Genomic DNA, 20,857 nt, shown 5'->3' on the forward strand with positions numbered 1-20,857 from the left:
CCACCATATCTTGGTGGCTCAAGCACTTGAGATATATTTACAACTCATTATATGACGACAAAACATCATTAAGTGTTTTTTTATCTGGCATCATTTGCCTATATCCATTTTCAGTATTTAGGCTACTAGCCACATGGGATTTCATAACTAAATTTGAATTATAGTAGATGAATAAATCCCTGCCAATACTTTTAGAAATTAGCATATTGAGTTTACTTGCACACGCCGTGTCATTTCTCAATCTTATGGCTAAGGCATAATTATTTTCCGCACTTTTTTCAATCGGTGATATTTCCACAATACATTTTTTATCCAAAATAAATTGAAGATCTTCGCTTACATATACAAGTTTATTTTTTTTACTATCCGCACAACCTACTGATGTGATGCAAAGAGCAGTAATTAATATAAATTTAAGCATATTTTCAATCCACGTTTTAATGATACTATTTATTTAGATCATCATCGGTAACACTCAACCCATGTTTAGTCCAACTTTTGAGCACATTGGTTGCAGTTTCCGTTCTTTTCTCACTGGAAACGGTAGTATTTTAAGTTGACAGTACAGCTCTTGTTTGCATCCTACTTGTCCTTTTCAAAGTTATATGGCTTTATGATGGTAGCATTACAGGTGCAGCACTCCAATGCAAATGATAATCAATATCACTAAAGGGTTTTCAAGTTTTATTCATTGGATTTGAATTACGCATTCCTGTGAAATCACACCTTATTGCCTCATCGGGTCGCTAAATTCAACTTCATGAGCGCCAGCGAGCTAGCCCGAACACTACGTAACACCCTGCAGTAACGCCGGTAGGGGAAGATCTATTTCACTACATACGCGACCATTGTGGTAAGTACTACCACACAGGCAACTGAGCCGGGAGATTACCGCGCAGTTCCAGAAGGTGCCCGAACTGTTCTCCACTGCTGGTATCAACAGCATTTGGGACACCCTCAAGCTGATGATGCCACAGATGGACGATCCGCCCCGCCGGTTGATAGGCGTTCGTAACGGGGTATTCGATACCCTCAACGGGGCAGTTCGGCGCCCACCAGCAAGAACACTGGCTGCGCACCGTCAACAGCGCGAAATACACCCCGCCACGCATCGGGGAAAACCTGGCTGACCATGGGCCGCATTTCTGGCAGTGGCTGACGCAGGCTGCCGGGGCAATCACGACAAGCAGGAGCGTATTCTCGCGGCGTTGTTTATAATGCTGGCGAACTGTTATGACTGGCAACTGTTCCTTGAAGTCACCGGCCCCGATGGCAGCAGCAAAAGCGTGATGGCCAGCCTGCTGGCGGGGAAAGACAACATCACCTTGGCCACTATCGATACGCTGGAATCGTCACAGGAGAGGGATTCAGTGGTCGAGTTCTCGCTGATTATCCTGCCTGACCAAGATGATACGCGCTTGAGCCACATTCCCAAATATCCGGCATGCCCGAAGGCATGCCGGACGCCTTCTCACCGCCCCTCTTTCTCCCCCAGAAAGAAATACCACAGCGGAATGGAAAGCAGCAGGGTGAACACCAGCGTATACAGCAGCACCATCAGGCTCTGCATGATCACCATCTGGGCGCTCCAGGTGCCGATCGGCAGCTGGAATTGCTCGACGGTGCCGCCGAGGATCGCTCGGCCCATCACGCAGCCGACCGCCACAGCCACCGTCGCCACCGCCGCGCGGAACTTACGCACCTCGGCGCGTCTGGCGGCCGCTTCCGGCGTTTCGTCCCGGTGGCTTTGCCGTTGGCCGCGCCAGCGCCACACGTCCGCCAGCAGCAACGCCGCGAGGCTCACGCCCATCACCGGCAGGCAATAACCCAGCGCCGCTGCCACCAGCAGCGTGCCGGCGCGCGCCGGTAGGGAAAGCGCCAGCCAGGCGGCGACCAGCGTATGCACCGGATGCTGCGCCCCCGCCGCCGGGCGGCGGATCCACCACATGCGGTAACCCAGCGCGATCATCAAGCACAGCCCAAGGCCGAACGCCGCCAGCAGCAGCTGATTCGGCAAGCCGAACAGAATGCCCATGTGGGCGTCGATGCCCCAGCGGGTCAGCTTGGCGATCAGCGGGAAAGTGTCGAACCGCAGCTGGTCGACGACGGCGAAGCTTTGCGGCGCGATGGCAACCGCGTCCACCTGCGTCGGCCAGCTGCGATCCACTTCGGTCACCGTCCAGGCTTTGCCCTCGCCTTTCGGCTGGCGCAGCTCGACCTTGGCGGCGTCTATTCCAGCGGCGCGCGCGGCGTACAGCGCCCGATCCCAGTCGCCGTTCAGCGCATTGCTCTGCGCGGCTGGGGCCATCTTCATGCCCGCCATCATCCCGCGGTGCTCGGCGTGCGGATCGGCCGGCGTCTGCGGCGTATCGGCCTGCAGGCTGGTGTTGACCTGCGGCGTCAGCCAGCCCAGGTTGGCCCGCAGCGCGTCGATGTTGCCGCCGGCCCACTGCGACCAGGTCAGCCCGGTAGCCGAGAAGAACAGCAGCCCGGCCAGCAGCGCCACACCCAGCGTGATATGCCAATGGCGGCTGGCGGCGAAGCCCCCTTTCGCCTTTTTCAGCTTGCGCTTCGGCCGCGTCGCCAGCCACAGCGCCACGCCGCCCAGCGCAGCCACCCACAGCCAGGAGGCCGCCAGCTCGCTGTAGTTGCGCCCCAGATCGCCGAGCAGCAGGCTGCTGTGCAACTTATCCAGCCAGGTGCGCAGCGGCAGCACGCCGGAGGTGCCGTACACCGTCATATCGCCCTTGATCGCCAGAGTGTAAGGGTCGACAAACAGCGCGCGCGACTCGGAAGCGCCCAGATCGGCACTCGCGAACTGTACGCGCGTGGTGTCCATTGCGCCGGGTGCCGGGCGCACGGCGTAAATGCGCGTCTCGTCACCCGCCGCACGGCGGGCGGCGGCGATCTGGTCAGCCAGCGATCTCGCCTGTCCGTGCGGTTCGGTGAAAAGCGCATCGCGATACAGCGCCTCTTCAAGCTGCGGCGTCAACACATACAGCGTGCCGGTCAGTGCAGCGACCAGAATAAAAGGAGCGACCAGCAGGCCGATATAAAAATGCAGCCGTCTGATCAGGTTCAGCATCGCGCCACGCGGCGATGCGGCAGGTGGAGTTTTGGTTATGGAAGACATGGCCTTTCTCGTTTTTCAAACTGTGCGCGCAGGCAAACCGTCCGCAGCGATACGGACGGCGTTACCCATGATCAAGCAATAGGGAAAAACGGTTGGCCGGGCGGCCCGCGCGGGCTCGGCCGCAGAACAAGGCGCCGAAGGGGCGGAGAAACGATGCGCGGCGCGCTAGGCAGGCGCGCGATGCGCGCCATCAGCCACAGCAGCGGGACGAATGTCCACAGCAGCAGCGGCACGTGGATCAGCAGCTCGCAATAACCGCAGAAAATCATTTCCGCAGGATCCATGCCGTGGTGGCCGGCATGCTCGGCGGCGGGCATCGTCATCGCGTGCATGTTGTGCGGCATAGCGGCGTCCGTCTGCGCCATGCCGCCCATCATCTGGTGGTGCATCAGCGATTTCGACACCACCGGCGCCACAAACAGCAACAGCACCGCCATAATGGCGATGCAGGCGGTAAAGCGTTGCTGTAGCTGGCGTGACACTCTCATCGCGGCGGCGAATTAACCCGGTCGGTGGCGAACAAGCGGCCAGTGTAACCCGCGATGCGCGATGAGGTGAACGAAAAGAAAAGTCAGGTTTGTCTTACGCACACCCGGCGGCGATCACAACGCCCGCGAATAGACCCGCGAGGCTTCGCCCCAGGGGTGATACCCGAGCCCGTTGTAAACGAAGCCGCTGCGCTCGTAATACCCCTCCAGATCGGTGCACAGGTGCAGCTGCGGGAAGCCCAGTCGGCGGGTTTCCGCCGCCACATGCTCAATCAGTTTGGCGCCGTGGCCCCGGCCGCGCTGCGCTTCCTCTACATAGAGCGCACACAGCCAGGGATACAACTCCCCACGGCTGATAAAGTCGTTGGTGATAAGCCCCGCGCAGCCGAGGATTTGGTCATTTTCCATCAGCAGGTACCACTGCGGCAGCGGGTTGGCGGCGCCGAGGCTGCGGTTGATGGCGTCTTCATACATCATCAGCGTCTCTGCCGTGGCCCAGTGCCGCTGAAAATACGCAATGGCGCGCGGCGCCAGCTCGGGCGCTTGCCGCACCGAAATCATGTCCATCGTCATTCCTGTTATCCATGTTGTCAGCGTAGAATTATGCAGCACTATGCACGGTATGACAGCGGCATTCATCCCAAGGAGTCATCATGACGCAAAACATCTATGACAATCAGGCCTTTTTCGACGGCTATGCGCAGCTCAGCCGCTCGCAGCACGGCCTGGACGGCGCGCCGGAATGGCCCGCCATCCGCCGCATCCTGCCGGATTTGCAGGGCAAAAGCGTGGTCGATCTCGGCTGCGGCTACGGCTGGTTTTGCCGCAGCGCGCGCGAACAGGGCGCAGCCAGCGTGCTGGGGCTGGACGTCTCGGAAAAAATGCTGGCAAAAGCGCGGGAGATGACCGCCGACGCGGGCATCGCGTATCGTCGGCAGGATTTGGCGCAGCTGCAGCTGCCGCCGGAAAGTTACGATCTGGTCTACAGCTCGCTGACGCTGCACTACCTCGAGGATCTGGCCGCGCTGTTCGCCACGGTTTACGCCGCGCTGAAACCCGGCGGGCAGTTCATCTTCACCGCCGAGCACCCGATCTACACCGCCCCGGCGCAGCAGGGCTGGCTGACCGACGGCAACGGACAGAAATCCTGGCCGGTGAACGGCTACCAGCGAGAAGGCCAGCGCGTTTCCAACTGGCTGGCGGAAGGTGTCATCAAGCAGCACCGCACGCTCGGCGGCTATATCAACCCGCTGGCGCAGCAAGGCTTTATCATCCAGCATTTGAACGAATGGGGCCCCAGCGCGCAGCAAATTGCCGCTAATCCGGCGCTGGACGAAGAGCAGGAGCGCCCGATGATCTTCATTCTCGCCGCCCGCAAACCCGCCTGATTGATCCGCAGTAAACCGTTCACATCACCACAGTTGGGGAGGCCGCCTCCCCCCAACGGCTATTATGCCGGCAGCGCCGCCCCGTGCGCCGCGAAGTGCGTCAGCGCCTCGCCTTCCATACGATAGCGCACCCACTCGCCCTGCGGCTGCGCGCCGATGCTGAGGTAGAAATCGATGGCCGGTTGGTTCCAGTCCAGCACGCTCCACTCCAGGCGGCCGCATTGCCGTTCGCACGCCAGCTGGGCGATGTGCCGCAACAGCTTTTTACCGGCGCCCGCGCCGCGATGCTTCGGCGCCACGTACAGGTCTTCCAGATAGATGCCGTTTTTACCCAGCCAGGTGGAGTAACTCATAAAGAACACCGCATAACCCGCCGGCTCGCCGTTTACCGTACAAATCAGCGCTTCGGAACAGGCGCCCGGCCCAAACAGGCTGCGTTCGATATCTTCCACGCTGGCCAGCACCTGCTCGCGCGCCTTTTCGTACACCGCCAGCTCGATAATCATATCCAGAATCAGTTTGGCGTCGCTTTTTTGCGCCGGGTAAATCTCAATGGTCATGGCAAATCCTGAGTGTGTTGATGGCTGTGCTTGCCAGCATATCGCGCCTCAAATACTGTATGAACTGCATTTTCATCAACAGGTAATGAATATCATGCATCTGGATTTGAAACGCCTCGATCTCAATCTGCTGCTGGTGTTCGAAGCGGTGTATCGGCTGCGGTCTGTAACGCGCGCCGCGGCGGAGCTGGCTCTCAGCGCGTCGGCGCTGAGCCACGCGCTGATCCGGCTGCGCAAGGCGCTGGCGGACGAGCTGTTTTACCGGGTCGGCAACGACATGCACCCGACCGTGTATGCCGACAGCCTGGCCCCGACCGTCAGCGAAAGTCTGGCGCTGCTGGCCAAAGGGCTGCATCCGCGCCCGCGCTTCGTTCCCGCCGAAAGCCGGGAGAGCTTCACCTTCGCCATTACCGATTACACCGCCTTCGCGGTATTTCCCGCGCTGATGGCGCAGATGCAGCGCCTGGCGCCGGGGCTGTCGTTCCAGCTGCGCTATTCCGAGCGCAAAGTGGCGCTGAACGATCTGCTGGCGGGGCGCATCGACTTCGCGCTGGGCTTTACCGAAACCGACGGCGAAAGCTACCCGGAGATCGACGAAGTGAGCTGGCTGGAGGATGAGTATGTGGCGATTTGTTCACCCGCCTTCAGCGTCAAATACGGCGAACTGACGCTGGAAAACTACCTGCGGGCGCGCCATCTGGTGGTGACGCCGTGGAACGAACAGCGCGGCGTCATTGACTATCAGCTCGATAAGCTGGGGCTGCAGCGCGATATCGCCATCCGCACGCCTTCGCTGCTGGGAGCGCCGTTCATCGTCGCCGACAGCGAACTGGTGATGAGCATGCCGCGCTACGCCGCGCAAAAATTGCGGCAGGCGGCGGCGCTGGCTATCCATCCCCTGCCGTTTCCGGTGCCGCCGTATCAGATCAAAATCTACCTGCACCGCAAAAACGGCCGGCCGGAGGCCTGCCGCTGGTTGCGGCAACAGCTGCAGGCGCTGGCGGCGCTATAACGCGGGTTCGCCGATCGGCAGATACCCCTGCCACAGCGGCCGGGCCGGTTTGCCGTGCGGGTTGGCCCGCAGATGCACGTGGTAGCCCTGCAGCGCCTGCAGCAGCAGGCAGTCGTCCACCTCAGCCAGGTCATCCTTGTGCTGCTGCGCGCTGTCCGTCAACAGCACCCGTTTGGCTTTGTCCTTCGCCTCGTCGGCAGAGCGCGCCACAAACAGGCCGAACTGGTGCAATTCCGCCAGCTCATCGCTGCGGTAGCCGCCCACGTTGACGAAAAACAGCTTCTCTTCACCGGCGAACGGCGTAGGCTCCAGGCTCACGTCGTAACCGTCCGCCCAGTCGATGCGCGCATAGCCGTCGACATGCACCTTGCGCTTATCGCCGAACCACTTTTCACGCAGCAGCGGATACGCCTCTTCCGGCCGATCCGCCGCCGCGAACTGCACGTCGTGCAGCTCAATATTGGCGCCCGGCGCCGTACCGCCCACATAAAACATCAATAATCCCGGCATGTTAGTCTGCTCTCCTTGGTGATAATCGCTATATAAAATAATACATAGCGAAACATCTGCCAACGGCGGCGCCATTCTGTGTTATCAATAGGTGAGGTTTAATCTGTTGTGGAGGAACGCATGGCATTCAATATCGGTGATTTTGTTCAACGCACCACCGGCGGCCCAAAGATGACCGTGGTGGCGATCGACGGCGAAACCCTGGTTTGCAGCTGGAATGAACTGGGCAAAGAGCAGCGCACGGAGGTGCAGGCCAGCGACGTGGCGCTGTACCACGAAGACGGCGATTTCGGCGTCTGCTGAACGCTCGGGGCGCGCCGCGCCCCGTTATCGCGTCAGGCGCGAATGTCCTGATAGGCCGGCGTGGTATCGAACTCGTGTTTGGCGAACGGGCACAGCGGAATGATTTTACGCTGCTCCGCGCGCATTTTCTCCACCACCAGCGCCACCAGCTTTTTACCGACGCCCTGCCCCTTCAATGACTCATCCACCCAGGTGTGATCGATAATGGTCAGCTTGTCGCCGCTCGGCACGAAAGAGATCTCGGCGATCAGCTTGCCTTGTTCATCATTGATATAAAAACGCTTCTCGTCTGCCAGTATTTTATGAGCCATATTATTTCTCCCTATATTTCAGTGCGCCGCTGGGGCAGGTGTCGATGACGCGTTTCACTTCGGCCGGCTCGGCATTGTCCGGCATAATCCACGGGCGGCGGTTCAGGGTAAAAATAGCCGCGTTGCCACGCACGCAGTTGGCGGAATGGCGGCAAACTGCACGGTTAAAATAAACGTCAATCTTATCACCGGAATAACGGCGGTAACCGGCGGCGGTCAATTTCTCGTCCATCTTGGCCTCACATTGCCTGTTTTATTGTTTTTGCTCCGGGTTCAAGTATAGGCAATGCCGCCGGCTTCACCACGCGTCTCGCACACCGAAAAAAGTGGCGCAACCGCCCGTCGCCGCTAGAAAAAAACGTAAATTGTTCTAATCTTTATTCAGTAAGACAACATAATTCCGACAGTGGCTAAGGAGTTCGAAATGGGTGATAGCTCAAAAGACGGCGTCATTTTGCTGTCCCGCATATTACTGATGATTCTGTTTATCATTTTCGGCTGGATGAAATTGGTCAACTTCGGTGCGACCGTCACGGCGATGGAAGGCTATGGCACACCGATGCCTTATTTGGCGGCGATCGTTGCCGTGCTGGTGGAGTTTATTTTCGGCATCGCGCTTATTCTCGGTCTGTTTACTCGCCCTATCGCGGTCATTTTCGCCCTGTATGTTTTGGGCACCGCGTTTATCGGCCATCCGTTCTGGAAAATGACCGGCATGGAAATGATGGGCAACGAAATCAACTTCTTTAAAAACATCAGCATCATTGGCGGCTTGCTGTTGCTGGCGGTAACCGGCGCCGGCCGTTATTCGCTGGACTATAAAATATTTAATAAATAATTCATCGATGGCCGGCGATATTCGCCGGCCATTTTATTTCGGCTATCCCTTCAACGGCTGCGCTTGGCGTGGCGCTCAAAGTTTTCCGCCTTGGCCTGCACCGATTTACGCAGCGTGACATAGCAGGCGCCCTCGCCACCGTCGCGCGGTAAGGCGCGGCAAAACGCCTGTACCTGTTCAAACTGCGCCAGCCATTTGGCGACGTAACTGCGCACGATATTCGGATGGCTTTCGTTCTGCCGCCCGCGGCCGTGCACGATCAGCAGCGAACGCAGGTTTTGCGCCTCCGCCTGCAAGATGAAGCGAAACAGCGCCTGCCGGCTGGCTTCGACCGACTGACGCAACAGGTTCAGCGAAGCCTGCGGCGGGTAACGCCCGTTGCGCAGCTTGTCCAGCACGCCCTGCTGAATGCCTTCCCCTTTGAACTCCAGCGGCTGTTCACAGGGGATCACCTCGAGGAAATCGGTGCTGAGGAAGTTTTCCTGCCGCAGCCGCTGCGCTTCGCGCCGCGCGCTTTTGTCTACCGTCTCCTGCGGCTTGAGGTACAGCGTCTGCCGCCCGCTCGCCAGCGGCACCACGTCCGCCATCGCCTGTTCAAAAAAGTCTTTTTCCTGCTCGCTCATATTCCACCTCTCTTGAACGGCAGCCTTTACGGCCGGGAATGGGGTCGATTGTAAGACGCCTTGCCACGGTTGCAAGCCGGGAATTGTCAGCGGCATTTGTCTCATTTGTCGTCAACGGGTGAGCTTGCGAACAGTTTTCGCTATACTGCTAAGCCATCATTGAGTGCCGCAAAGGATCGAGCCCATGACAATGCGCGAGCTGGAAATCCAGTTTCAAAATGCGATGAATGAGTTGCAGAGCAGCTTCGAACGGCAACACCGCGAATGGCAGCAGAGCTACCAGGCGCTGCAGCAACTGCTGGAAGAAGCCAAACAGCGCGAAGCCGCGCTGCGGGCGCAGAATGAACAACTGGCGCGCAAACTGAGCACCGCCAGTTCGGTGCCGGAGCAGCATGCGCTGGTGAAGCAGATCAAAATGCTCGGCGCCCATCTGGATGCGCTGGCCAAAGACGCGGCCACCTTCAATCACCACCTGCGCCAACAGGGCGCGGTCGGTAATTTCAGCGGCGAACAGCATTGATAGCGGGCGCTGTCGCACAGCGCCTCCCGCCCCCTCTTCTGGCGTATTGAGAGTGTAATAAAGCCTAAATGACCTGGATCATCCTCGCCGCCCTGATCGTCGTATTTATCATCGGTTACCGCATCCTGACGTCCGACACCCGCAAAGCCATCGATTCGCTGGCCCATCTGCTGAGGGTCAAGCCGATGCTGATTGAATCGATGATCCAGGAGATGGGCAGCCGCCAAAGCCAGACCTTTATCCGCATGCTGAACAACGGCTACACCGAAGAGATGCACCAGGCGGCTTATCTGCTGTTCATCTACCTGACGTTCATCAAACAGGCGGACGACGAGCAGATTGCCCTATGGCGCGACGTGCTGCTGCGCGCCGGCCTGTCGCCGGAGCTGCACGCCGAGCACACCGAAGCGGCGCTGTTTTACTTCGCCGAGCTGGATATCGATGCGTTTGAACTGGCGCAGTTCCGCCGCGCCTACAATGAGCGTTTCAACCGCGAAGCGTTGGCCCACGGCTGATCGCGTCCCCCGGGCGGGGGACCGATTACAGGAACATGCTGTAGAGGTAGCGCGACAGCGCTTCGCGCGAGCTGAAGCCGTGTGCGATGCCGTAACGCTGGTTCGGGGCGTCGCTGCTTAAATCCAGGGGAAACTCCAGATACTGCTCGCTGGTGCGCACCGGAGAGGTCGGCGTGGCGAAATGCACGCTTCTCTCTTTCAGCGCCGGGTGGATCACCAATGCGGTTCTGCCCATCCGCGCTTCGCGATTCACATACACGTAGTGTGTACCCTTGCGGTAGCCATAGGCCTGGTCGGTGACATAATCACGCTCAAAGCCGGTATTCTCCAACACTTTAGCCACTTCATCCGGCCGTAAATACATCGATTCCTCCTCTCATTCTGGACCGCTGAGCGACCTTACCGTAATCATTCACCGAAACAATGATTTTCTGGGGAGGAATCCGGGTTTCAGACTATTCCTGAATGGCTCGGCTGCGCTGCAGCAGACGCAGGGTGAGCAGCACCCCGAGCGCCACCAGCAGCGCCGCCGCCAGATAGATCGACGGCACGCCCGCTTGCCCAATCAGCAGCCCGGCCAGCGGCCCGGTGATGCCCAGCGCCAGATCGAGGAATGCCGAATAGGTGCCGAGCGCCGTGCCCTGGTTCTGCGGCGGCACCTGTTTCACCGCCTCGACGCCCAGCGCCGGGAACACCAGCGAGAAACCGGCGCCGGCCAGCAACGCGCCGGTTTGCACCATCCAGGGTTCGCCGGCCTGCCAGATCAACAGCAACCCGACGATCTCGACCAGAAACGACGCCAGCGTCACCTTCAGACCGCCGTGGCGGTTGATGACGTTGCTGAAGATCAGGCGGATGCCGACGAAGGCGCAGCTGAACAGCGTCAGCGAAAACGCCGCGCCGCTCCAACCTTTGTCGGCGTAGTAAAGGGTGATGAACGTGGCGATCACGCCAAAGCCGACGGTGCCCATCGCCAGCCCGAGGCCATAGGCCCAGATGCGGCCGAACACCGCGCGGAAAGCGATGCGCTGCCCGGCGGCGATCGAAACGTCCGGCTTGCCGCTCGCCAACAGCAGCGCCACCGCGACCGCCAGCACGATCAGCGCCGCCACCCCGGCCAATCCCCACTGCTGATTCAGGTACACGCCGAGCGGCGCCCCGGCCGCCATCGCCCCGTAGGTGGCGACGCCGTTCCAGGAAATCACCCGCGCGGTGTGCATCGCTCCGACCCGGCCGATGCCCCACAGCGTGGAACCGGTGCTGGCGAAGCTTTCGCCGACGCCGAGAAACACCCGCCCCACGCACAGCAACAGCAGGCTGAGCCACGGGTAACCGTCAACGCCGAACGCCAGCGCATAAAACAGGCCGCTGGCGCCGCAGCACGCCAGGCCGAACAACACCACCTTTTTCGGCCCCAGCTGATCGGCATAGCGCCCGGCGTGCGGGCGGCTGAACAGCGTGGCGAAGTACTGCGCGCTAATGATGAGGCCCGCCAGCACCGAATTGTAACCCAGGTGGTCATGCACAAATCCCGGCAGCACCGCCAGCGGCAGGCCGATGGTCAGGTAGCAGACGAAGGTGAACATCACCACGGACAGAATGCGTCGGTTCAGCTGGAGGTTATTTTCTGCGGTCATCGAAGGTGGCTCGCATCGGACGGGATAGACAGAGATTGCCAGCATACCCCGATGGGATCTGATGATAAATGAGAGAGTTATAACGAATTATTATTTCGCTAACGGTTGGCCGCCACCCGCGCGCGCAGAAAATCGATAAACGCCCGCACCTTTTCCGGCACGTGGCGGGTATTCGGGTAGAGCGCGTAGATGCTCTGCTCGGGGAAACGGTGATCCGGCAGCAACCGCTGCAGCCGGCCGGCGTCGATTTCGGGCTGCGCCAGCCACGCCGGCAGCAGCGCCACCCCGGCGCCATGCAGGGCGAATGCCAGCAATGCCGCGGCGCTGTCGCCGGTGAGCGTCGCAGCGTCCGCCACCTTGAACAGCACCGCTTCGCGCTGCGGCGTGGCCACCTGCCAGCTGAGCGGCGAACTGAGCCGGCTATGGGCGATCCACTGCGCCTGCGCCAGCTCGGTCAGCGAATGAATCGGTCGCTCGGCCAGGTAACCCGGCGACGCCACCGGAAAAATGGCGAAACTGTCGATCAGCGCCGCGCGGTGGCTGGAATCCGCCAGCTGGCCCAGGCGGATCGCCACGTCAAAGCGCTCCGAGATCAGATCGGCGTGATAAGAAGAAGACACATGCTGGATGCGCAGCCGCGGATGCTGCCGCGAAAACGCCGCCAGCGCCGGCACCACCACCTGCGCGCCGTACTCCGGCGTACTGGTGATGCGCAGCACGCCGCTCAGCCCGTGGTGATCGCGGCGCACGTCGTCCAGCACGTTTTCCGCCTCCTGCAGCAGCTGCAGGCTGCGCTGGTAAAAGCGTTCGCCGGCGTCGGTCAGCGACAGCCGCCGGGTGCTGCGCGCCAGCAGTGACACCCCCAACTCGTTCTCCAGCTGCTTGACGTTAAAGCTCACCACCGCCTTGGTTTGCCCCAGCGCCGCCGCCGCCGCGGTAAAGCTGCCCGCTTCCACTACCGCAGCGAAGATCGCCAGGCGCTGCAAATTCAGCATTTCGCCGCCCTTATTGTCAAAATCATTTTGACAGTGTAATCGCCCGCCGCCGATTTATCCGCACTTTTCCCCCCGATACACTGCTCGCCTTCAACCGGAGGCACCATGTCTTATCGCAGCAAAGTGGCAATCGTCTATCTGCTCGGCTTTTTCGTCGATCTGATCAATATGTTTATCGCCAACGTCGCCTACCCCGCCATCGGCCAGGCGATGCGGGCGTCGGTCAGCCAACTGGCGTGGGTCAGCAACGGCTATATTCTCGGCCTGACGCTGGTGATCCCGCTCAGCGCCTGGCTGGCGCAGCGCATCGGTGGGCGGCGGGTGTTCCTGCTGTCGCTGGCGCTGTTCATGCTGGCCACCTTCGGCGCCGGCAACGCCGACAGCATCGGCGCGCTGATCGGCTGGCGCACCCTGCAGGGCATGGGCGGCGGCTTGCTGATCCCCATCGGCCAAACGCTGACCTATCAGCTGTACCGCAGCCATGAACGCGCCGGGCTGTCGGCGGCCATCATGTTGGTTGGGTTGCTGGCGCCGGCGCTGTCACCGGCGCTGGGCGGCTGGCTCGTCGATCGGCTGGACTGGCGCTGGGTGTTTTTCGCCAACCTGCCGCTGGCGGCCCTGGCCCTGGCGCTGGCGGCGCTGTGGCTGCGCGCGGAAACGTCGGCGACGGCGCGCAAACCGCTCGACGGCAAAGGGCTGCTGAGCGCCTGCGCGGCGTTGACGCTGCTGCTGCTCGGCCTGACCCGGCTGAGCGAGGCCGGCCATCAGGCTTCCGGCGCGGCGCTGCTGGCCGCCGGCCTGCTGGTGCTGGCGTACTATCTGCGCCATAGCCTGCGCACCCCGCAACCGTTGCTGAACCTGCGGCTGGTCGGCGATCCGCTGCTGCGCAACGCCATGGGGGTTTATTTGTGCATTCCCGGCCTGTTCATCGGCGTCAGCCTGGTGGCGATGCTGTATCTGCAAAACCAGCTGGGGATGCCCGCCGCCCAGGTCGGCGGCCTGATGCTGCCCTGGGCGCTGGCGTCGTTCCTGGCCATCACGCTGACCGGCAAAACCTTTAACCGCCTCGGCCCACGGCCGCTGCTGATCGCCGGCTGCCTGTTGCAAGGCGCCGGCATGCTGACGCTGGCGCAGATCGACCAGGCCGGGCAACACGCGTGGCAGATCGCCGCCTTCGCCCTGATGGGATTTGGCGGCAGCCTGTGCAGCAGCACCGCGCAGAGCAGCGCGTTCCTGCAGATCCCCGACGCTCAGCTGGCGGACGCCAGCGCGCTGTGGAACATCAATCGCCAGCTCAGTTTTTGCCTCGGCGTGGCGCTGCTCAGCCTGCTGCTGAATCTGCTGCTGACCGGGCTGCCGCCCGCGGCGGCCTACCGAACCTGCTTCATTCTGGCGGGCGCCAGCGTATTTATCCCGCTGCTGCTGTGCCTGCGCCTCGCCAACCGCGCCATCGTGCGCCAACTCAACGCTCAACAGGATGCTTTATGAACCCGTATTTTACCGAAGTGATCGACGCCCACATCGCCATTGAACGCTGGCTGGGCAAAGGGGCTGGAGAAGAGCAGGCGCTGCTGGCGCGCTTTACGCCGGATTTCAGCATGATCGCGCTGAGCGGCGCTCCGCTGGATTTTGCCGCGCTGTGCGCCTTTTTCCGCGCGCATCGCGCCGCCAAACCGGGATTGGAAATCGAGATAGAAGAGATGAAGCTGGTGGCCGAATGGCCGACGGGCGCGGTAGTCAGCTACCGGGAAAAGCAGAGCCTGCCGGGGCAAAGCGCCACGCTGCGCTATTCCACGGTGGTCTTTGAACGTCAGCCCAACGCGCTCGGCTGGCGGCATTTGCACGAAACCGCCGCGGCGCAATAATTACAGAAAGCTGCCGGCCAAAAACAGTTCCCAACCGACGATCGCTCCGCACAGGGTTACCGCGCTGAAAATGACTTCAAACAGATAGCGATTGATCATCGTTCGTCGCCTCAAAAGAAAACACCCGGGATAACCGGGTGTCTGGAGTACGGGCTGGAAAGTGCGGAACCTTTCGGTTCCGCAAACATCACTTAATTAAGCTTTTTTACCGGCTTTTTTGTGGTGTTTTTTAGCTGCCTGGGCTTTCTGAGCCGGCGCTTTTTTGTGGTGCTTTTTAGCTGCCTGGGCTTTCTGAGCCGGCGCTTTTTTGTGGTGCTTTTTAGCGGCCTGCGCTTTCTGGGCTGGCGCTTTTTTGTGGTGCTTGGCTTTCTTGTGGTGCGTTGCTTTAGCCGGCGCTTTTTCAGCAGCAGCCGCTGGCGCAGCGGTAGTGGTGGTCGCAGCTGGCGCGGTGGTGGTAGCCGGAGCAGTAGCTGCAGTATCAGCAGCGAAAGCAACAGAAGACAGACCCATAGTGGCAGCAACGATCAGCGCTAATACTTTTTTCATCTTTACATCCTCAGAGTGTTGTTTCGGTAAGCTCCGGTGGAGCCGTTGAAACAGATACTAGTGGAATCAAACTGCCGTTTCCGTGAGTGATTGGTTTCGCCGAGTAACCAAATGTACAAAGCCCAGGCGCAGGCAAACACCTGCGTGACGGCGGTTTTTTTTCCGTGATCGGCCACGCAAATCGCGCCATGGTCTACACTTAAAAGACATGTGTCGAAATGGAGAGCTGAATGTTTAAGAAAGCGGAAAGAACAGAACGCGATATCGATCAGGACGTCACTCTGTTGGCCGATACGCTGGATGAAGTGTTGCGCGAGTCCGGTGACAAGACCAAAGAGGAACTGAAAGAGCTGCACAGCAAGGCGAAAGGCGTGCTGCGCGACGCGCGAGCGCGGTTCAATGGCTCCACCAGTCTGACACAGCATGCGCGCGATGCGGTTGATCAAGCCGATAGCTATGTGCGTGACAAACCTTGGCAGGGCGTAGGGATCGGTGCCGCCGTCGGCATCGTGCTCGGCGTGCTGCTGGCCCGGCGTTAACACCCCTGCAGTCATAAAGATAAAACAGATGTGCGTCTGGCCCGCGGAAATCGCGGGCCGTTTAATTTAGGCGTTTGAACAGCTGCGCCAGCCCCTGCACCGCCCGTTCCGTCTCCTCTTGCCGAGTGAAATTGGCAAACCCCAGCAGTAACCCCTGCCCCGCAGGATGATCGATTCGCCAGTCCGACAACGCCTGCGCCGCCAACCCCAGTTGCCAGGCTTGCGCCGCCAACGGCGTATCCGCCACCCCGTCACGTAGCCGGGCCAATAGCTGAATGCCACCCTGCTGCGGCACCACCCTCAGCCACGCCCCCAGCTGCCGCTCCAACGCCTGCGTCAGCCACTCGCGCCGCTGGCGGTACAGCGGCCGCATGCGTTTCAGATGGCGGTAGAAATGTCCTTGCCGGATAAAATCCGCCACGCCGGCCTGCAGCAGCGGCGGGCAACCGCAGCCACGCAGCCGACTGCTGCACGCGAATGTCTCCGTCAGACCGACGGGCACCACCAGATAAGCCATGCGCAGCGCCGGGAACAGCGTTTTGCTGAAGGTGCCGGCGTACAGCACCCGCCCCTGAACATCGAGGCTTTTCAGCGGCGGCAGTGGCCGCCCGTGATAGCGAAACTCGCTGTCGTAGTCATCTTCCAGGATCCAGGCCCCGCGCTGCTGCGCCCAGTCGAGCAGCGCCATGCGCCGCGCCAGGCTGAGCGAGACGCCGAGCGGGCTTTGATGGGTTGGCGTCACCACCGCCAGCCGCGCCTCGGGCTCCGTGAGCATACCGGCGGCCACGTCCATGCCTTGTTCATCCACCGGCACGGCGACCGGCCTGACGCCGGCGGCCCGCAACAGCGGGCGCGTAACCGGATAGCCGGGATCTTCTATCCATACCGCGTCGCCGGCGTGCAACAGCGTCTCCACCACCCAATCCAACAACGCCGGATAACCGGCGCAGAGGAAAATCTGCTCCGGCCGACAGCTGATGCCGCGCGACAAATGCAGATAATGGGCGATCGCCTCACGCAGCTCAGGCAGGCCGCCGGCCGGCGGCAGCGCCAGGGAAGCCACCGTGGAAGCGCGCAGCCGGCGGGCGACAATGCGCTGCCACAGCGCCCGCGGAAACGCATCCAGCGCCGGCACGCCCAGCTGGAAAGGCTGCAGCATGCCCTGCGGCTGCAGCGGATCCGGCGCTATCGCCGCCAGCGGCGGCGCGGCGGATACCGCGCCCGGCGGCACGTGCGGCAGCTGCGGTGAAACATAGGTGCCCGCCTGCCCGCGGCTCTGCAAGAAACCTTCGGCAATAAGTTGCGCGTAGGCGCTTTCCACCGTGGCGCGCGCCACGCCCAGCTCGCTCGCCAACCCGCGCACCGAGGGTAACCGGCTGCCCGCCGCCAGGCTGCCCTGGGCGATGGCGTCTTTAATCCGCAGGTAAATCTGCCGGTACAGCGGTTCGGCGAGCCGGCTGTCCAGCCGCAGCGTGGTCAGGAAAGTTGGCATTATGGCCCGGTTAAATAATCATTTTATGGCCCTATAGCATAGACCATAAGGCCGCTAAAGTAGCGCCATGATTTCGTTACTACCGATTGAGGTTGACCATGATTAAGCAACGTTTGAACTATGCCGAGCTGGCGCCCGCCCCGTACAAAAATATGGTAAGTGCGCTGATGGCGCTGGAGAAAGGTGCCCTGGACAAGGCGACCATCGAGTTGATGTTTATGCGCGTTTCGCAGATCAACGGCTGCGCCTACTGCCTGGATATGCACGGCAAAGCGCTGCGCGAAAGCGGCTTCAGCCATGCCAAGCTGGATACGCTGGCAGGCTGGCGCGTCAGCCATGAGTTCAACGAGCGCGAGCGCGCCGCGCTGGAATGGGCCGAGTCGGTGACGCTGATCGCCGCCACCGGCGCGCCGGACAGCACTTTCGAGGCGCTGAAGGCGCACTTCAGCGATGCCGAGATCGCCGATCTGACCTTCGCCATCAGCATCATGAACGCCTTCAACCGGCTGGCCGTCAGCATGCGCCAGTAATGCGTTCTCTTCCCCCCTCTGCACTGAGAGGGGGAATTTCTCACCCGCAAAAATTTTTTCCCTCGCCTTTTCCAGCCCCGGCGCGGTCTGCGCCTTCACCCTTACAAAACACCATATATGGCGTGGTTGATAAAATAAATATCAACATATAGTATTTTATAGGTCAGCCGCAGGGAATGTCGTTCGGTTGATAACGCCGTCAGAAACGCCAGGAACAATGCTCCGTTATCTGACTTGTCCGCCTTTCCTTCAGCCTAAAGGTAAATGCGAATCATGAGCATTATTATTTACAGTAAGCCGGACTGTGTCCAGTGCAACGCCACCTATCGCGCATTTGATAAACAGGGGATTGATTATCAGGTGGTCGATCTCACCCAGGATCAGCAGGCGCTGAACCACGTTAAATCCTTAGGTTATCAGCAAGTTCCGGTAATTATCGCCGGAGACGATCACTGGTCCGGTTTCCGGCCGGACAAGATCGGCGCGCTGGCGCTCACCTGCTGAGGCCCGCCGATGAATCCGCTGGTTTATTTCTCCAGCAGCTCGGAGAACACCCATCGGTTCGTTGAGAAACTGGGCCTGCCGGCGATCCGCATTCCGATCGCCGGTGCCCGCAGCAAATTGCTGATGGAACACCCCTTTATCTTGATCGTACCCAGCTATGGCGGCGGCAGCGCCGTCGGCGCGGTGCCGATCCAGGTGATCCGCTTTCTCAACGTTCCGCAAAACCGTTCATACCTGCGCGGCGTCATCGCCGCCGGGAACACCAACTTCGGCGCGGCGTACGGCATCGCCGGCGACATCATCGCCAAAAAATGCCAGGTGCCTTTTTTATACCGCTTTGAGCTGCTCGGCACTACGCAAGACGTTGAAAACGTTAGACAGGGAGTAACCGCATTTTGGCAACGACAGAACTGACCAGGCCCGAAACGGGCGCGCTGGATTACCATTCGCTCAACGCGATGCTCAATCTTTACGATGCGGAAGGCCGGATCCAGTTCGATAAAGATCGGCTGGCGGCGCGGCACTACTTCCTGCAGCACGTCAACCAAAACACCGTGTTCTTCCACAACCTGGAGGAAAAGCTGCGCTATCTGGTGGAGGAAGGCTACTACGAGACGCAGGTGCTGGCGCAGTACGAATTCCCGTTTATCAAGCAGCTGTTTCAGCAGGCCTACGCCAAAAAATTCCGCTTCGAGACCTTCCTCGGCGCCTTCAAGTACTACACCAGCTATACGCTGAAAACCTTCGACGGCAAACGCTATCTGGAGCGCTACGAAGATCGGGTGTGCATGGTGGCGTTGACGCTGGCGGCGGGCGACACCGGACTGGCGCAGGATTTGGTGGAGGAGATGATTTCCGGCCGCTTCCAGCCGGCCACCCCGACCTTCCTCAACTGCGGCAAACGCCAGCGCGGCGAGCTGGTCTCCTGCTTCCTGCTGCGCATCGAAGACAATATGGAATCGATCGGGCGGGCGGTGAACTCCGCGCTGCAGCTGTCGAAACGCGGCGGCGGCGTGGCCTTCCTGCTGAGCAATATTCGCGAGGTGGGCGCGCCGATCAAGCGCATCGAGAACCAGTCCTCCGGCGTCATTCCGATCATGAAAATGCTCGAAGACGCCTTCTCCTACGCTAACCAGCTCGGCGCGCGCCAGGGAGCCGGCGCGGTGTATCTCAACGCCCACCACCCGGACATTCTGCGTTTTCTCGACACCAAGCGCGAAAACGCCGACGAGAAGATCCGCATCAAAACGCTGTCGCTGGGGGTGGTGATCCCGGATATCACCTTCGAGCTGGCGAAGAACAACGAAGAGATGTACCTGTTTTCGCCCTACGACGTCGAACGGGTGTATGGCGTGCCGTTTTCGGAGATTGCCGTCAGCGAGAAGTACCGCGAGATGGTGGACGACAAGCGCATCCGCAAGTCGCGCATCAACGCGCGCGAGTTCTTCCAGGTGCTGGCGGAGATCCAGTTCGAATCCGGCTACCCCTATGTGATGTTCGAGGACACGGTTAACCGGGAGAACCCGATCGCCGGGCGGATCAACATGAGCAACCTGTGTTCGGAGATCCTGCAGGTCAACCGCGCCAGCACGTATCACGAGGATCTGAGCTACGATCGCATCGGCAAGGACATCTCCTGCAACCTCGGCTCGCTGAACATCGCCAAAACCATGGACGCGCCGGACTTCGGCAAGGCGATCGAGACCGCGATCCGCGCGCTGACCGCGGTGGCCGACATGAGCGATATCCGCTCGGTGCCGTCGATCGCCGAAGGCAACCGCAGCGCCCGCGCCATCGGTTTGGGCCAGATGAACCTGCACGGTTACCTGGCGCGCGAGCGCATCTTCTACGGCTCGGAAGAAGGCATCGACTTCACCAACCTCTATTTCTATACCGTGGCCTATCACGCCATCCGCGCTTCTAACCGGCTGGCGATCGAGCGCGGCGGCGCCTTCGACGGCTTTGAGCATTCCCGCTATGCCAGCGGCGAGTACTTCGATAAGTACACCGAGCGCGACTGGCTGCCGCAGACCGAGCGGGTGCGCGAGCTGTTCGCCGCCGCCGGCATCGCCATTCCGAACCGCGACGACTGGCGCGCGCTGCGCCAGTCGGTGATGCTGCACGGGCTGTACAACCAGAACCTGCAGGCGGTGCCGCCGACCGGTTCCATCTCGTACATCAACAACGCCACCTCCAGCATCCACCCGATCGTTTCGCGCATCGAGATCCGCAAGGAAGGCAAGATCGGCCGCGTTTACTACCCGGCGCCCTACATGACCAACGACAACCTGGCGTATTACCAGGATGCCTATGAGATTGGCCCGGAAAAGATCATCGATACCTACGCCGCCGCCACGCAACACGTCGATCAGGGGCTGTCGCTGACGCTGTTCTTCCGCGATACCGCCACCACCCGCGATATCAACCGCGCGCAGATCTACGCCTGGCGCAAAGGCATCAAGACTATCTACTACATCCGCCTGCGCCAGATGGCGCTGGAAGGCACCGAGGTGCAGGGCTGCGTGTCCTGCGCGCTGTGAGGCAACTT

At 60.5% G+C, this 20,857-nt stretch carries 27 protein-coding genes and 1 pseudogene; 14 read left to right on the forward strand and 14 right to left on the reverse strand.

Annotated features, from left to right (window positions below; translation table 11 throughout):
- Nucleotides 1-37 precede the first annotated feature (37 nt).
- Nucleotides 38-421 carry a hypothetical protein gene (locus SSARUM_RS18375; RefSeq protein WP_139291252.1) on the reverse strand — a complete coding sequence of 128 codons (384 nt, stop codon included), beginning with the start codon at nucleotides 419-421 and terminating at the stop codon, nucleotides 38-40.
- A gap of 380 nt (nucleotides 422-801) precedes the next feature.
- Between SSARUM_RS18375 and SSARUM_RS18380 the strand changes: the two are divergent.
- Nucleotides 802-1,409 (forward strand): annotated as a pseudogene (locus tag SSARUM_RS18380) (DNA primase); the annotation flags it as partial.
- A 62-nt stretch (nucleotides 1,410-1,471) separates the two neighbouring features.
- Here the strand turns inward: SSARUM_RS18380 and SSARUM_RS18385 are convergent.
- The 3 genes from SSARUM_RS18385 to SSARUM_RS18395 all read right to left on the reverse strand — a co-directional run bounded on the left by SSARUM_RS18385 (nucleotide 1,472) and on the right by SSARUM_RS18395 (nucleotide 4,188).
- Nucleotides 1,472-3,133, reverse strand: a complete 1,662-nt coding sequence (locus SSARUM_RS18385; protein ID WP_060426202.1) for a DUF2534 family protein — start codon at nucleotides 3,131-3,133, stop codon at nucleotides 1,472-1,474.
- 71 nt (nucleotides 3,134-3,204) lie between these two features.
- Entirely contained in the window at nucleotides 3,205-3,621 is a 417-nt protein-coding gene (locus tag SSARUM_RS18390; protein ID WP_196239252.1) for a DUF2946 domain-containing protein, read from the reverse strand.
- Between the two features lie 114 nt (nucleotides 3,622-3,735).
- On the reverse strand, nucleotides 3,736-4,188 hold the full coding sequence (locus tag SSARUM_RS18395; protein WP_033649793.1) for a GNAT family N-acetyltransferase: 453 nt from the start codon (nucleotides 4,186-4,188) through the stop codon (nucleotides 3,736-3,738).
- Nucleotides 4,189-4,274: 86 nt separating this feature from the next.
- Between SSARUM_RS18395 and SSARUM_RS18400 the strand changes: the two genes are divergently transcribed.
- The gene (locus SSARUM_RS18400; RefSeq protein ID WP_033649792.1) at nucleotides 4,275-5,009 is read left to right on the forward strand and encodes a class I SAM-dependent methyltransferase; all 735 of its coding nucleotides are present in this window, start codon (nucleotides 4,275-4,277) and stop codon (nucleotides 5,007-5,009) included.
- Nucleotides 5,010-5,071: 62 nt separating this feature from the next.
- On the opposite strand, the gene SSARUM_RS18405 is transcribed toward SSARUM_RS18400, so the two are convergent.
- Entirely contained in the window at nucleotides 5,072-5,569 is a 498-nt protein-coding gene (locus SSARUM_RS18405) for a GNAT family N-acetyltransferase (protein WP_033649791.1), read from the reverse strand.
- 85 nt (nucleotides 5,570-5,654) lie between these two features.
- Between SSARUM_RS18405 and SSARUM_RS18410 the strand changes: the two genes are divergently transcribed.
- Nucleotides 5,655-6,581, forward strand: coding sequence for a LysR substrate-binding domain-containing protein (locus SSARUM_RS18410; protein WP_033635666.1), 927 nt, complete (start codon nucleotides 5,655-5,657; stop codon nucleotides 6,579-6,581).
- On the opposite strand, the gene SSARUM_RS18415 is transcribed toward SSARUM_RS18410, so the two are convergent.
- Complete coding sequence (locus tag SSARUM_RS18415) at nucleotides 6,576-7,091, reverse strand: DUF1543 domain-containing protein (protein WP_060388315.1); 516 nt, start codon at nucleotides 7,089-7,091, stop codon at nucleotides 6,576-6,578. The genes SSARUM_RS18410 and SSARUM_RS18415 overlap by 6 nt on opposite strands.
- Nucleotides 7,092-7,211: 120 nt before the next feature.
- Here SSARUM_RS18415 and SSARUM_RS18420 point away from each other — a divergent pair, with 120 nt between their 5' ends.
- Entirely contained in the window at nucleotides 7,212-7,394 is a 183-nt protein-coding gene (locus tag SSARUM_RS18420) for a YodC family protein (RefSeq protein WP_025303973.1), read from the forward strand.
- 32 nt (nucleotides 7,395-7,426) lie between these two features.
- Here SSARUM_RS18420 and SSARUM_RS18425 read toward each other — a convergent pair whose 3' ends face one another.
- Together SSARUM_RS18425 and SSARUM_RS18430 are read right to left on the reverse strand one after the other, a co-directional pair.
- Nucleotides 7,427-7,705 (reverse strand): GNAT family N-acetyltransferase, encoded by a 279-nt coding sequence (locus SSARUM_RS18425; RefSeq protein WP_033654325.1) that lies wholly within the window; start codon nucleotides 7,703-7,705, stop codon nucleotides 7,427-7,429.
- A gap of 1 nt (nucleotide 7,706) precedes the next feature.
- Complete coding sequence (locus SSARUM_RS18430) at nucleotides 7,707-7,937, reverse strand: (4Fe-4S)-binding protein (RefSeq protein WP_033654326.1); 231 nt, start codon at nucleotides 7,935-7,937, stop codon at nucleotides 7,707-7,709.
- A 192-nt stretch (nucleotides 7,938-8,129) separates the two neighbouring features.
- On the opposite strand from SSARUM_RS18430, the gene SSARUM_RS18435 reads away from it, so the two are divergent.
- A complete protein-coding gene (locus SSARUM_RS18435) occupies nucleotides 8,130-8,543 on the forward strand; it encodes a DoxX family protein (RefSeq protein WP_033635670.1) in 414 nt (137 codons plus the stop codon).
- 50 nt (nucleotides 8,544-8,593) lie between these two features.
- Here the strand turns inward: SSARUM_RS18435 and smrA are convergent, their stop codons facing one another.
- The gene (smrA, locus tag SSARUM_RS18440; RefSeq protein ID WP_043147844.1) at nucleotides 8,594-9,166 is read right to left on the reverse strand and encodes a DNA endonuclease SmrA; all 573 of its coding nucleotides are present in this window, start codon (nucleotides 9,164-9,166) and stop codon (nucleotides 8,594-8,596) included.
- Nucleotides 9,167-9,350: 184 nt separating this feature from the next.
- On the opposite strand from smrA, the gene SSARUM_RS18445 reads away from it, so the two are divergent.
- Together SSARUM_RS18445 and SSARUM_RS18450 are read left to right on the forward strand one after the other, a co-directional pair.
- Nucleotides 9,351-9,686 (forward strand): MbeD/MobD family mobilization/exclusion protein, encoded by a 336-nt coding sequence (locus SSARUM_RS18445; RefSeq protein ID WP_033635672.1) that lies wholly within the window; start codon nucleotides 9,351-9,353, stop codon nucleotides 9,684-9,686.
- A 68-nt stretch (nucleotides 9,687-9,754) separates the two neighbouring features.
- On the forward strand, nucleotides 9,755-10,201 hold the full coding sequence (locus SSARUM_RS18450; protein WP_033649788.1) for a DUF1198 family protein: 447 nt from the start codon (nucleotides 9,755-9,757) through the stop codon (nucleotides 10,199-10,201).
- Between the two features lie 25 nt (nucleotides 10,202-10,226).
- Here the strand turns inward: SSARUM_RS18450 and SSARUM_RS18455 are convergent, their stop codons facing one another.
- The 3 genes from SSARUM_RS18455 to SSARUM_RS18465 form a co-directional block, all read right to left on the reverse strand.
- Nucleotides 10,227-10,565, reverse strand: a complete 339-nt coding sequence (locus SSARUM_RS18455; protein ID WP_016929830.1) for a DUF2002 family protein — start codon at nucleotides 10,563-10,565, stop codon at nucleotides 10,227-10,229.
- Between the two features lie 91 nt (nucleotides 10,566-10,656).
- Complete coding sequence (locus SSARUM_RS18460; protein WP_033635673.1) at nucleotides 10,657-11,838, reverse strand: MFS transporter; 1,182 nt, start codon at nucleotides 11,836-11,838, stop codon at nucleotides 10,657-10,659.
- Nucleotides 11,839-11,936: 98 nt separating this feature from the next.
- Complete coding sequence (locus tag SSARUM_RS18465) at nucleotides 11,937-12,833, reverse strand: LysR family transcriptional regulator (RefSeq protein WP_033649787.1); 897 nt, start codon at nucleotides 12,831-12,833, stop codon at nucleotides 11,937-11,939.
- Between the two features lie 105 nt (nucleotides 12,834-12,938).
- Here SSARUM_RS18465 and SSARUM_RS18470 point away from each other — a divergent pair, with 105 nt between their 5' ends.
- Nucleotides 12,939-14,321, forward strand: a complete 1,383-nt coding sequence (locus tag SSARUM_RS18470; RefSeq protein WP_060430567.1) for an MFS transporter — start codon at nucleotides 12,939-12,941, stop codon at nucleotides 14,319-14,321.
- Nucleotides 14,318-14,698: a DUF4440 domain-containing protein gene (locus SSARUM_RS18475; protein ID WP_039568646.1), complete on the forward strand. Its 381-nt coding sequence runs from the start codon at nucleotides 14,318-14,320 to the stop codon at nucleotides 14,696-14,698. Before SSARUM_RS18470 ends, SSARUM_RS18475 begins: the two co-directional genes overlap by 4 nt.
- Nucleotides 14,699-14,893: 195 nt before the next feature.
- Here SSARUM_RS18475 and asr read toward each other — a convergent pair whose 3' ends face one another.
- A complete protein-coding gene (gene asr / locus SSARUM_RS18480) occupies nucleotides 14,894-15,244 on the reverse strand; it encodes an acid resistance repetitive basic protein Asr (RefSeq protein WP_033649784.1) in 351 nt (116 codons plus the stop codon).
- A 230-nt stretch (nucleotides 15,245-15,474) separates the two neighbouring features.
- On the opposite strand from asr, the gene SSARUM_RS18485 reads away from it, so the two are divergent.
- Complete coding sequence (locus tag SSARUM_RS18485; protein ID WP_004928950.1) at nucleotides 15,475-15,783, forward strand: ElaB/YgaM/YqjD family protein; 309 nt, start codon at nucleotides 15,475-15,477, stop codon at nucleotides 15,781-15,783.
- 61 nt (nucleotides 15,784-15,844) lie between these two features.
- Here the strand turns inward: SSARUM_RS18485 and pdxR are convergent, their stop codons facing one another.
- Nucleotides 15,845-17,278, reverse strand: a complete 1,434-nt coding sequence (gene pdxR / locus SSARUM_RS18490; RefSeq protein WP_039568649.1) for a MocR-like pyridoxine biosynthesis transcription factor PdxR — start codon at nucleotides 17,276-17,278, stop codon at nucleotides 15,845-15,847.
- A gap of 95 nt (nucleotides 17,279-17,373) precedes the next feature.
- Here pdxR and SSARUM_RS18495 point away from each other — a divergent pair, with 95 nt between their 5' ends.
- The 4 genes from SSARUM_RS18495 to nrdE all read left to right on the forward strand — a co-directional run bounded on the left by SSARUM_RS18495 (nucleotide 17,374) and on the right by nrdE (nucleotide 20,849).
- Nucleotides 17,374-17,805 carry a carboxymuconolactone decarboxylase family protein gene (locus tag SSARUM_RS18495; protein WP_033649782.1) on the forward strand — a complete coding sequence of 144 codons (432 nt, stop codon included), beginning with the start codon at nucleotides 17,374-17,376 and terminating at the stop codon, nucleotides 17,803-17,805.
- Between the two features lie 273 nt (nucleotides 17,806-18,078).
- Entirely contained in the window at nucleotides 18,079-18,309 is a 231-nt protein-coding gene (gene nrdH, locus SSARUM_RS18500) for a glutaredoxin-like protein NrdH (RefSeq protein ID WP_033635681.1), read from the forward strand.
- Between the two features lie 9 nt (nucleotides 18,310-18,318).
- The gene (gene nrdI, locus SSARUM_RS18505) at nucleotides 18,319-18,723 is read left to right on the forward strand and encodes a class Ib ribonucleoside-diphosphate reductase assembly flavoprotein NrdI (RefSeq protein ID WP_033649781.1); all 405 of its coding nucleotides are present in this window, start codon (nucleotides 18,319-18,321) and stop codon (nucleotides 18,721-18,723) included.
- Nucleotides 18,705-20,849 (forward strand): class 1b ribonucleoside-diphosphate reductase subunit alpha, encoded by a 2,145-nt coding sequence (nrdE, locus tag SSARUM_RS18510; RefSeq protein WP_049232496.1) that lies wholly within the window; start codon nucleotides 18,705-18,707, stop codon nucleotides 20,847-20,849. Before nrdI ends, nrdE begins: the two co-directional genes overlap by 19 nt.
- The last annotated feature ends 8 nt before the right edge of the window (nucleotides 20,850-20,857 follow it).

Origin of the sequence: Serratia sarumanii (assembly GCF_029962605.1) — a bacterium.
GTDB lineage: Bacteria > Pseudomonadota > Gammaproteobacteria > Enterobacterales > Enterobacteriaceae > Serratia > Serratia sarumanii.

Excerpts from the sequence above, each read along its gene's own strand:
- SSARUM_RS18455 (WP_016929830.1), bottom strand. The coding sequence starts at position 10,565 with ATGTATTTACGGCCGGATGAAGTGGCTAAAGTGTTGGAGAATACCGGC.
- SSARUM_RS18435 (WP_033635670.1), top strand. The coding sequence starts at position 8,130 with ATGGGTGATAGCTCAAAAGACGGCGTCATTTTGCTGTCCCGCATATTA.
- SSARUM_RS18495 (WP_033649782.1), top strand. The coding sequence starts at position 17,374 with ATGATTAAGCAACGTTTGAACTATGCCGAGCTGGCGCCCGCCCCGTAC.
- SSARUM_RS18420 (WP_025303973.1), top strand. The coding sequence starts at position 7,212 with ATGGCATTCAATATCGGTGATTTTGTTCAACGCACCACCGGCGGCCCA.
- SSARUM_RS18375 (WP_139291252.1), bottom strand. The coding sequence starts at position 421 with ATGCTTAAATTTATATTAATTACTGCTCTTTGCATCACATCAGTAGGT.
- SSARUM_RS18445 (WP_033635672.1), top strand. The coding sequence starts at position 9,351 with ATGACAATGCGCGAGCTGGAAATCCAGTTTCAAAATGCGATGAATGAG.
- SSARUM_RS18475 (WP_039568646.1), top strand. The coding sequence starts at position 14,318 with ATGAACCCGTATTTTACCGAAGTGATCGACGCCCACATCGCCATTGAA.
- smrA (WP_043147844.1), bottom strand. The coding sequence starts at position 9,166 with ATGAGCGAGCAGGAAAAAGACTTTTTTGAACAGGCGATGGCGGACGTG.
- SSARUM_RS18415 (WP_060388315.1), bottom strand. The coding sequence starts at position 7,091 with ATGCCGGGATTATTGATGTTTTATGTGGGCGGTACGGCGCCGGGCGCC.
- SSARUM_RS18460 (WP_033635673.1), bottom strand. The coding sequence starts at position 11,838 with ATGACCGCAGAAAATAACCTCCAGCTGAACCGACGCATTCTGTCCGTG.
- SSARUM_RS18395 (WP_033649793.1), bottom strand. The coding sequence starts at position 4,188 with ATGGACATGATTTCGGTGCGGCAAGCGCCCGAGCTGGCGCCGCGCGCC.
- SSARUM_RS18405 (WP_033649791.1), bottom strand. The coding sequence starts at position 5,569 with ATGACCATTGAGATTTACCCGGCGCAAAAAAGCGACGCCAAACTGATT.
- nrdH (WP_033635681.1), top strand. The coding sequence starts at position 18,079 with ATGAGCATTATTATTTACAGTAAGCCGGACTGTGTCCAGTGCAACGCC.
- nrdI (WP_033649781.1), top strand. The coding sequence starts at position 18,319 with ATGAATCCGCTGGTTTATTTCTCCAGCAGCTCGGAGAACACCCATCGG.
- SSARUM_RS18430 (WP_033654326.1), bottom strand. The coding sequence starts at position 7,937 with ATGGACGAGAAATTGACCGCCGCCGGTTACCGCCGTTATTCCGGTGAT.
- asr (WP_033649784.1), bottom strand. The coding sequence starts at position 15,244 with ATGAAAAAAGTATTAGCGCTGATCGTTGCTGCCACTATGGGTCTGTCT.
- SSARUM_RS18410 (WP_033635666.1), top strand. The coding sequence starts at position 5,655 with ATGAATATCATGCATCTGGATTTGAAACGCCTCGATCTCAATCTGCTG.
- SSARUM_RS18400 (WP_033649792.1), top strand. The coding sequence starts at position 4,275 with ATGACGCAAAACATCTATGACAATCAGGCCTTTTTCGACGGCTATGCG.
- SSARUM_RS18425 (WP_033654325.1), bottom strand. The coding sequence starts at position 7,705 with ATGGCTCATAAAATACTGGCAGACGAGAAGCGTTTTTATATCAATGAT.
- SSARUM_RS18450 (WP_033649788.1), top strand. The coding sequence starts at position 9,755 with ATGACCTGGATCATCCTCGCCGCCCTGATCGTCGTATTTATCATCGGT.
- SSARUM_RS18390 (WP_196239252.1), bottom strand. The coding sequence starts at position 3,621 with ATGAGAGTGTCACGCCAGCTACAGCAACGCTTTACCGCCTGCATCGCC.
- SSARUM_RS18385 (WP_060426202.1), bottom strand. The coding sequence starts at position 3,133 with ATGTCTTCCATAACCAAAACTCCACCTGCCGCATCGCCGCGTGGCGCG.
- SSARUM_RS18485 (WP_004928950.1), top strand. The coding sequence starts at position 15,475 with ATGTTTAAGAAAGCGGAAAGAACAGAACGCGATATCGATCAGGACGTC.
- SSARUM_RS18470 (WP_060430567.1), top strand. The coding sequence starts at position 12,939 with ATGTCTTATCGCAGCAAAGTGGCAATCGTCTATCTGCTCGGCTTTTTC.
- SSARUM_RS18465 (WP_033649787.1), bottom strand. The coding sequence starts at position 12,833 with ATGCTGAATTTGCAGCGCCTGGCGATCTTCGCTGCGGTAGTGGAAGCG.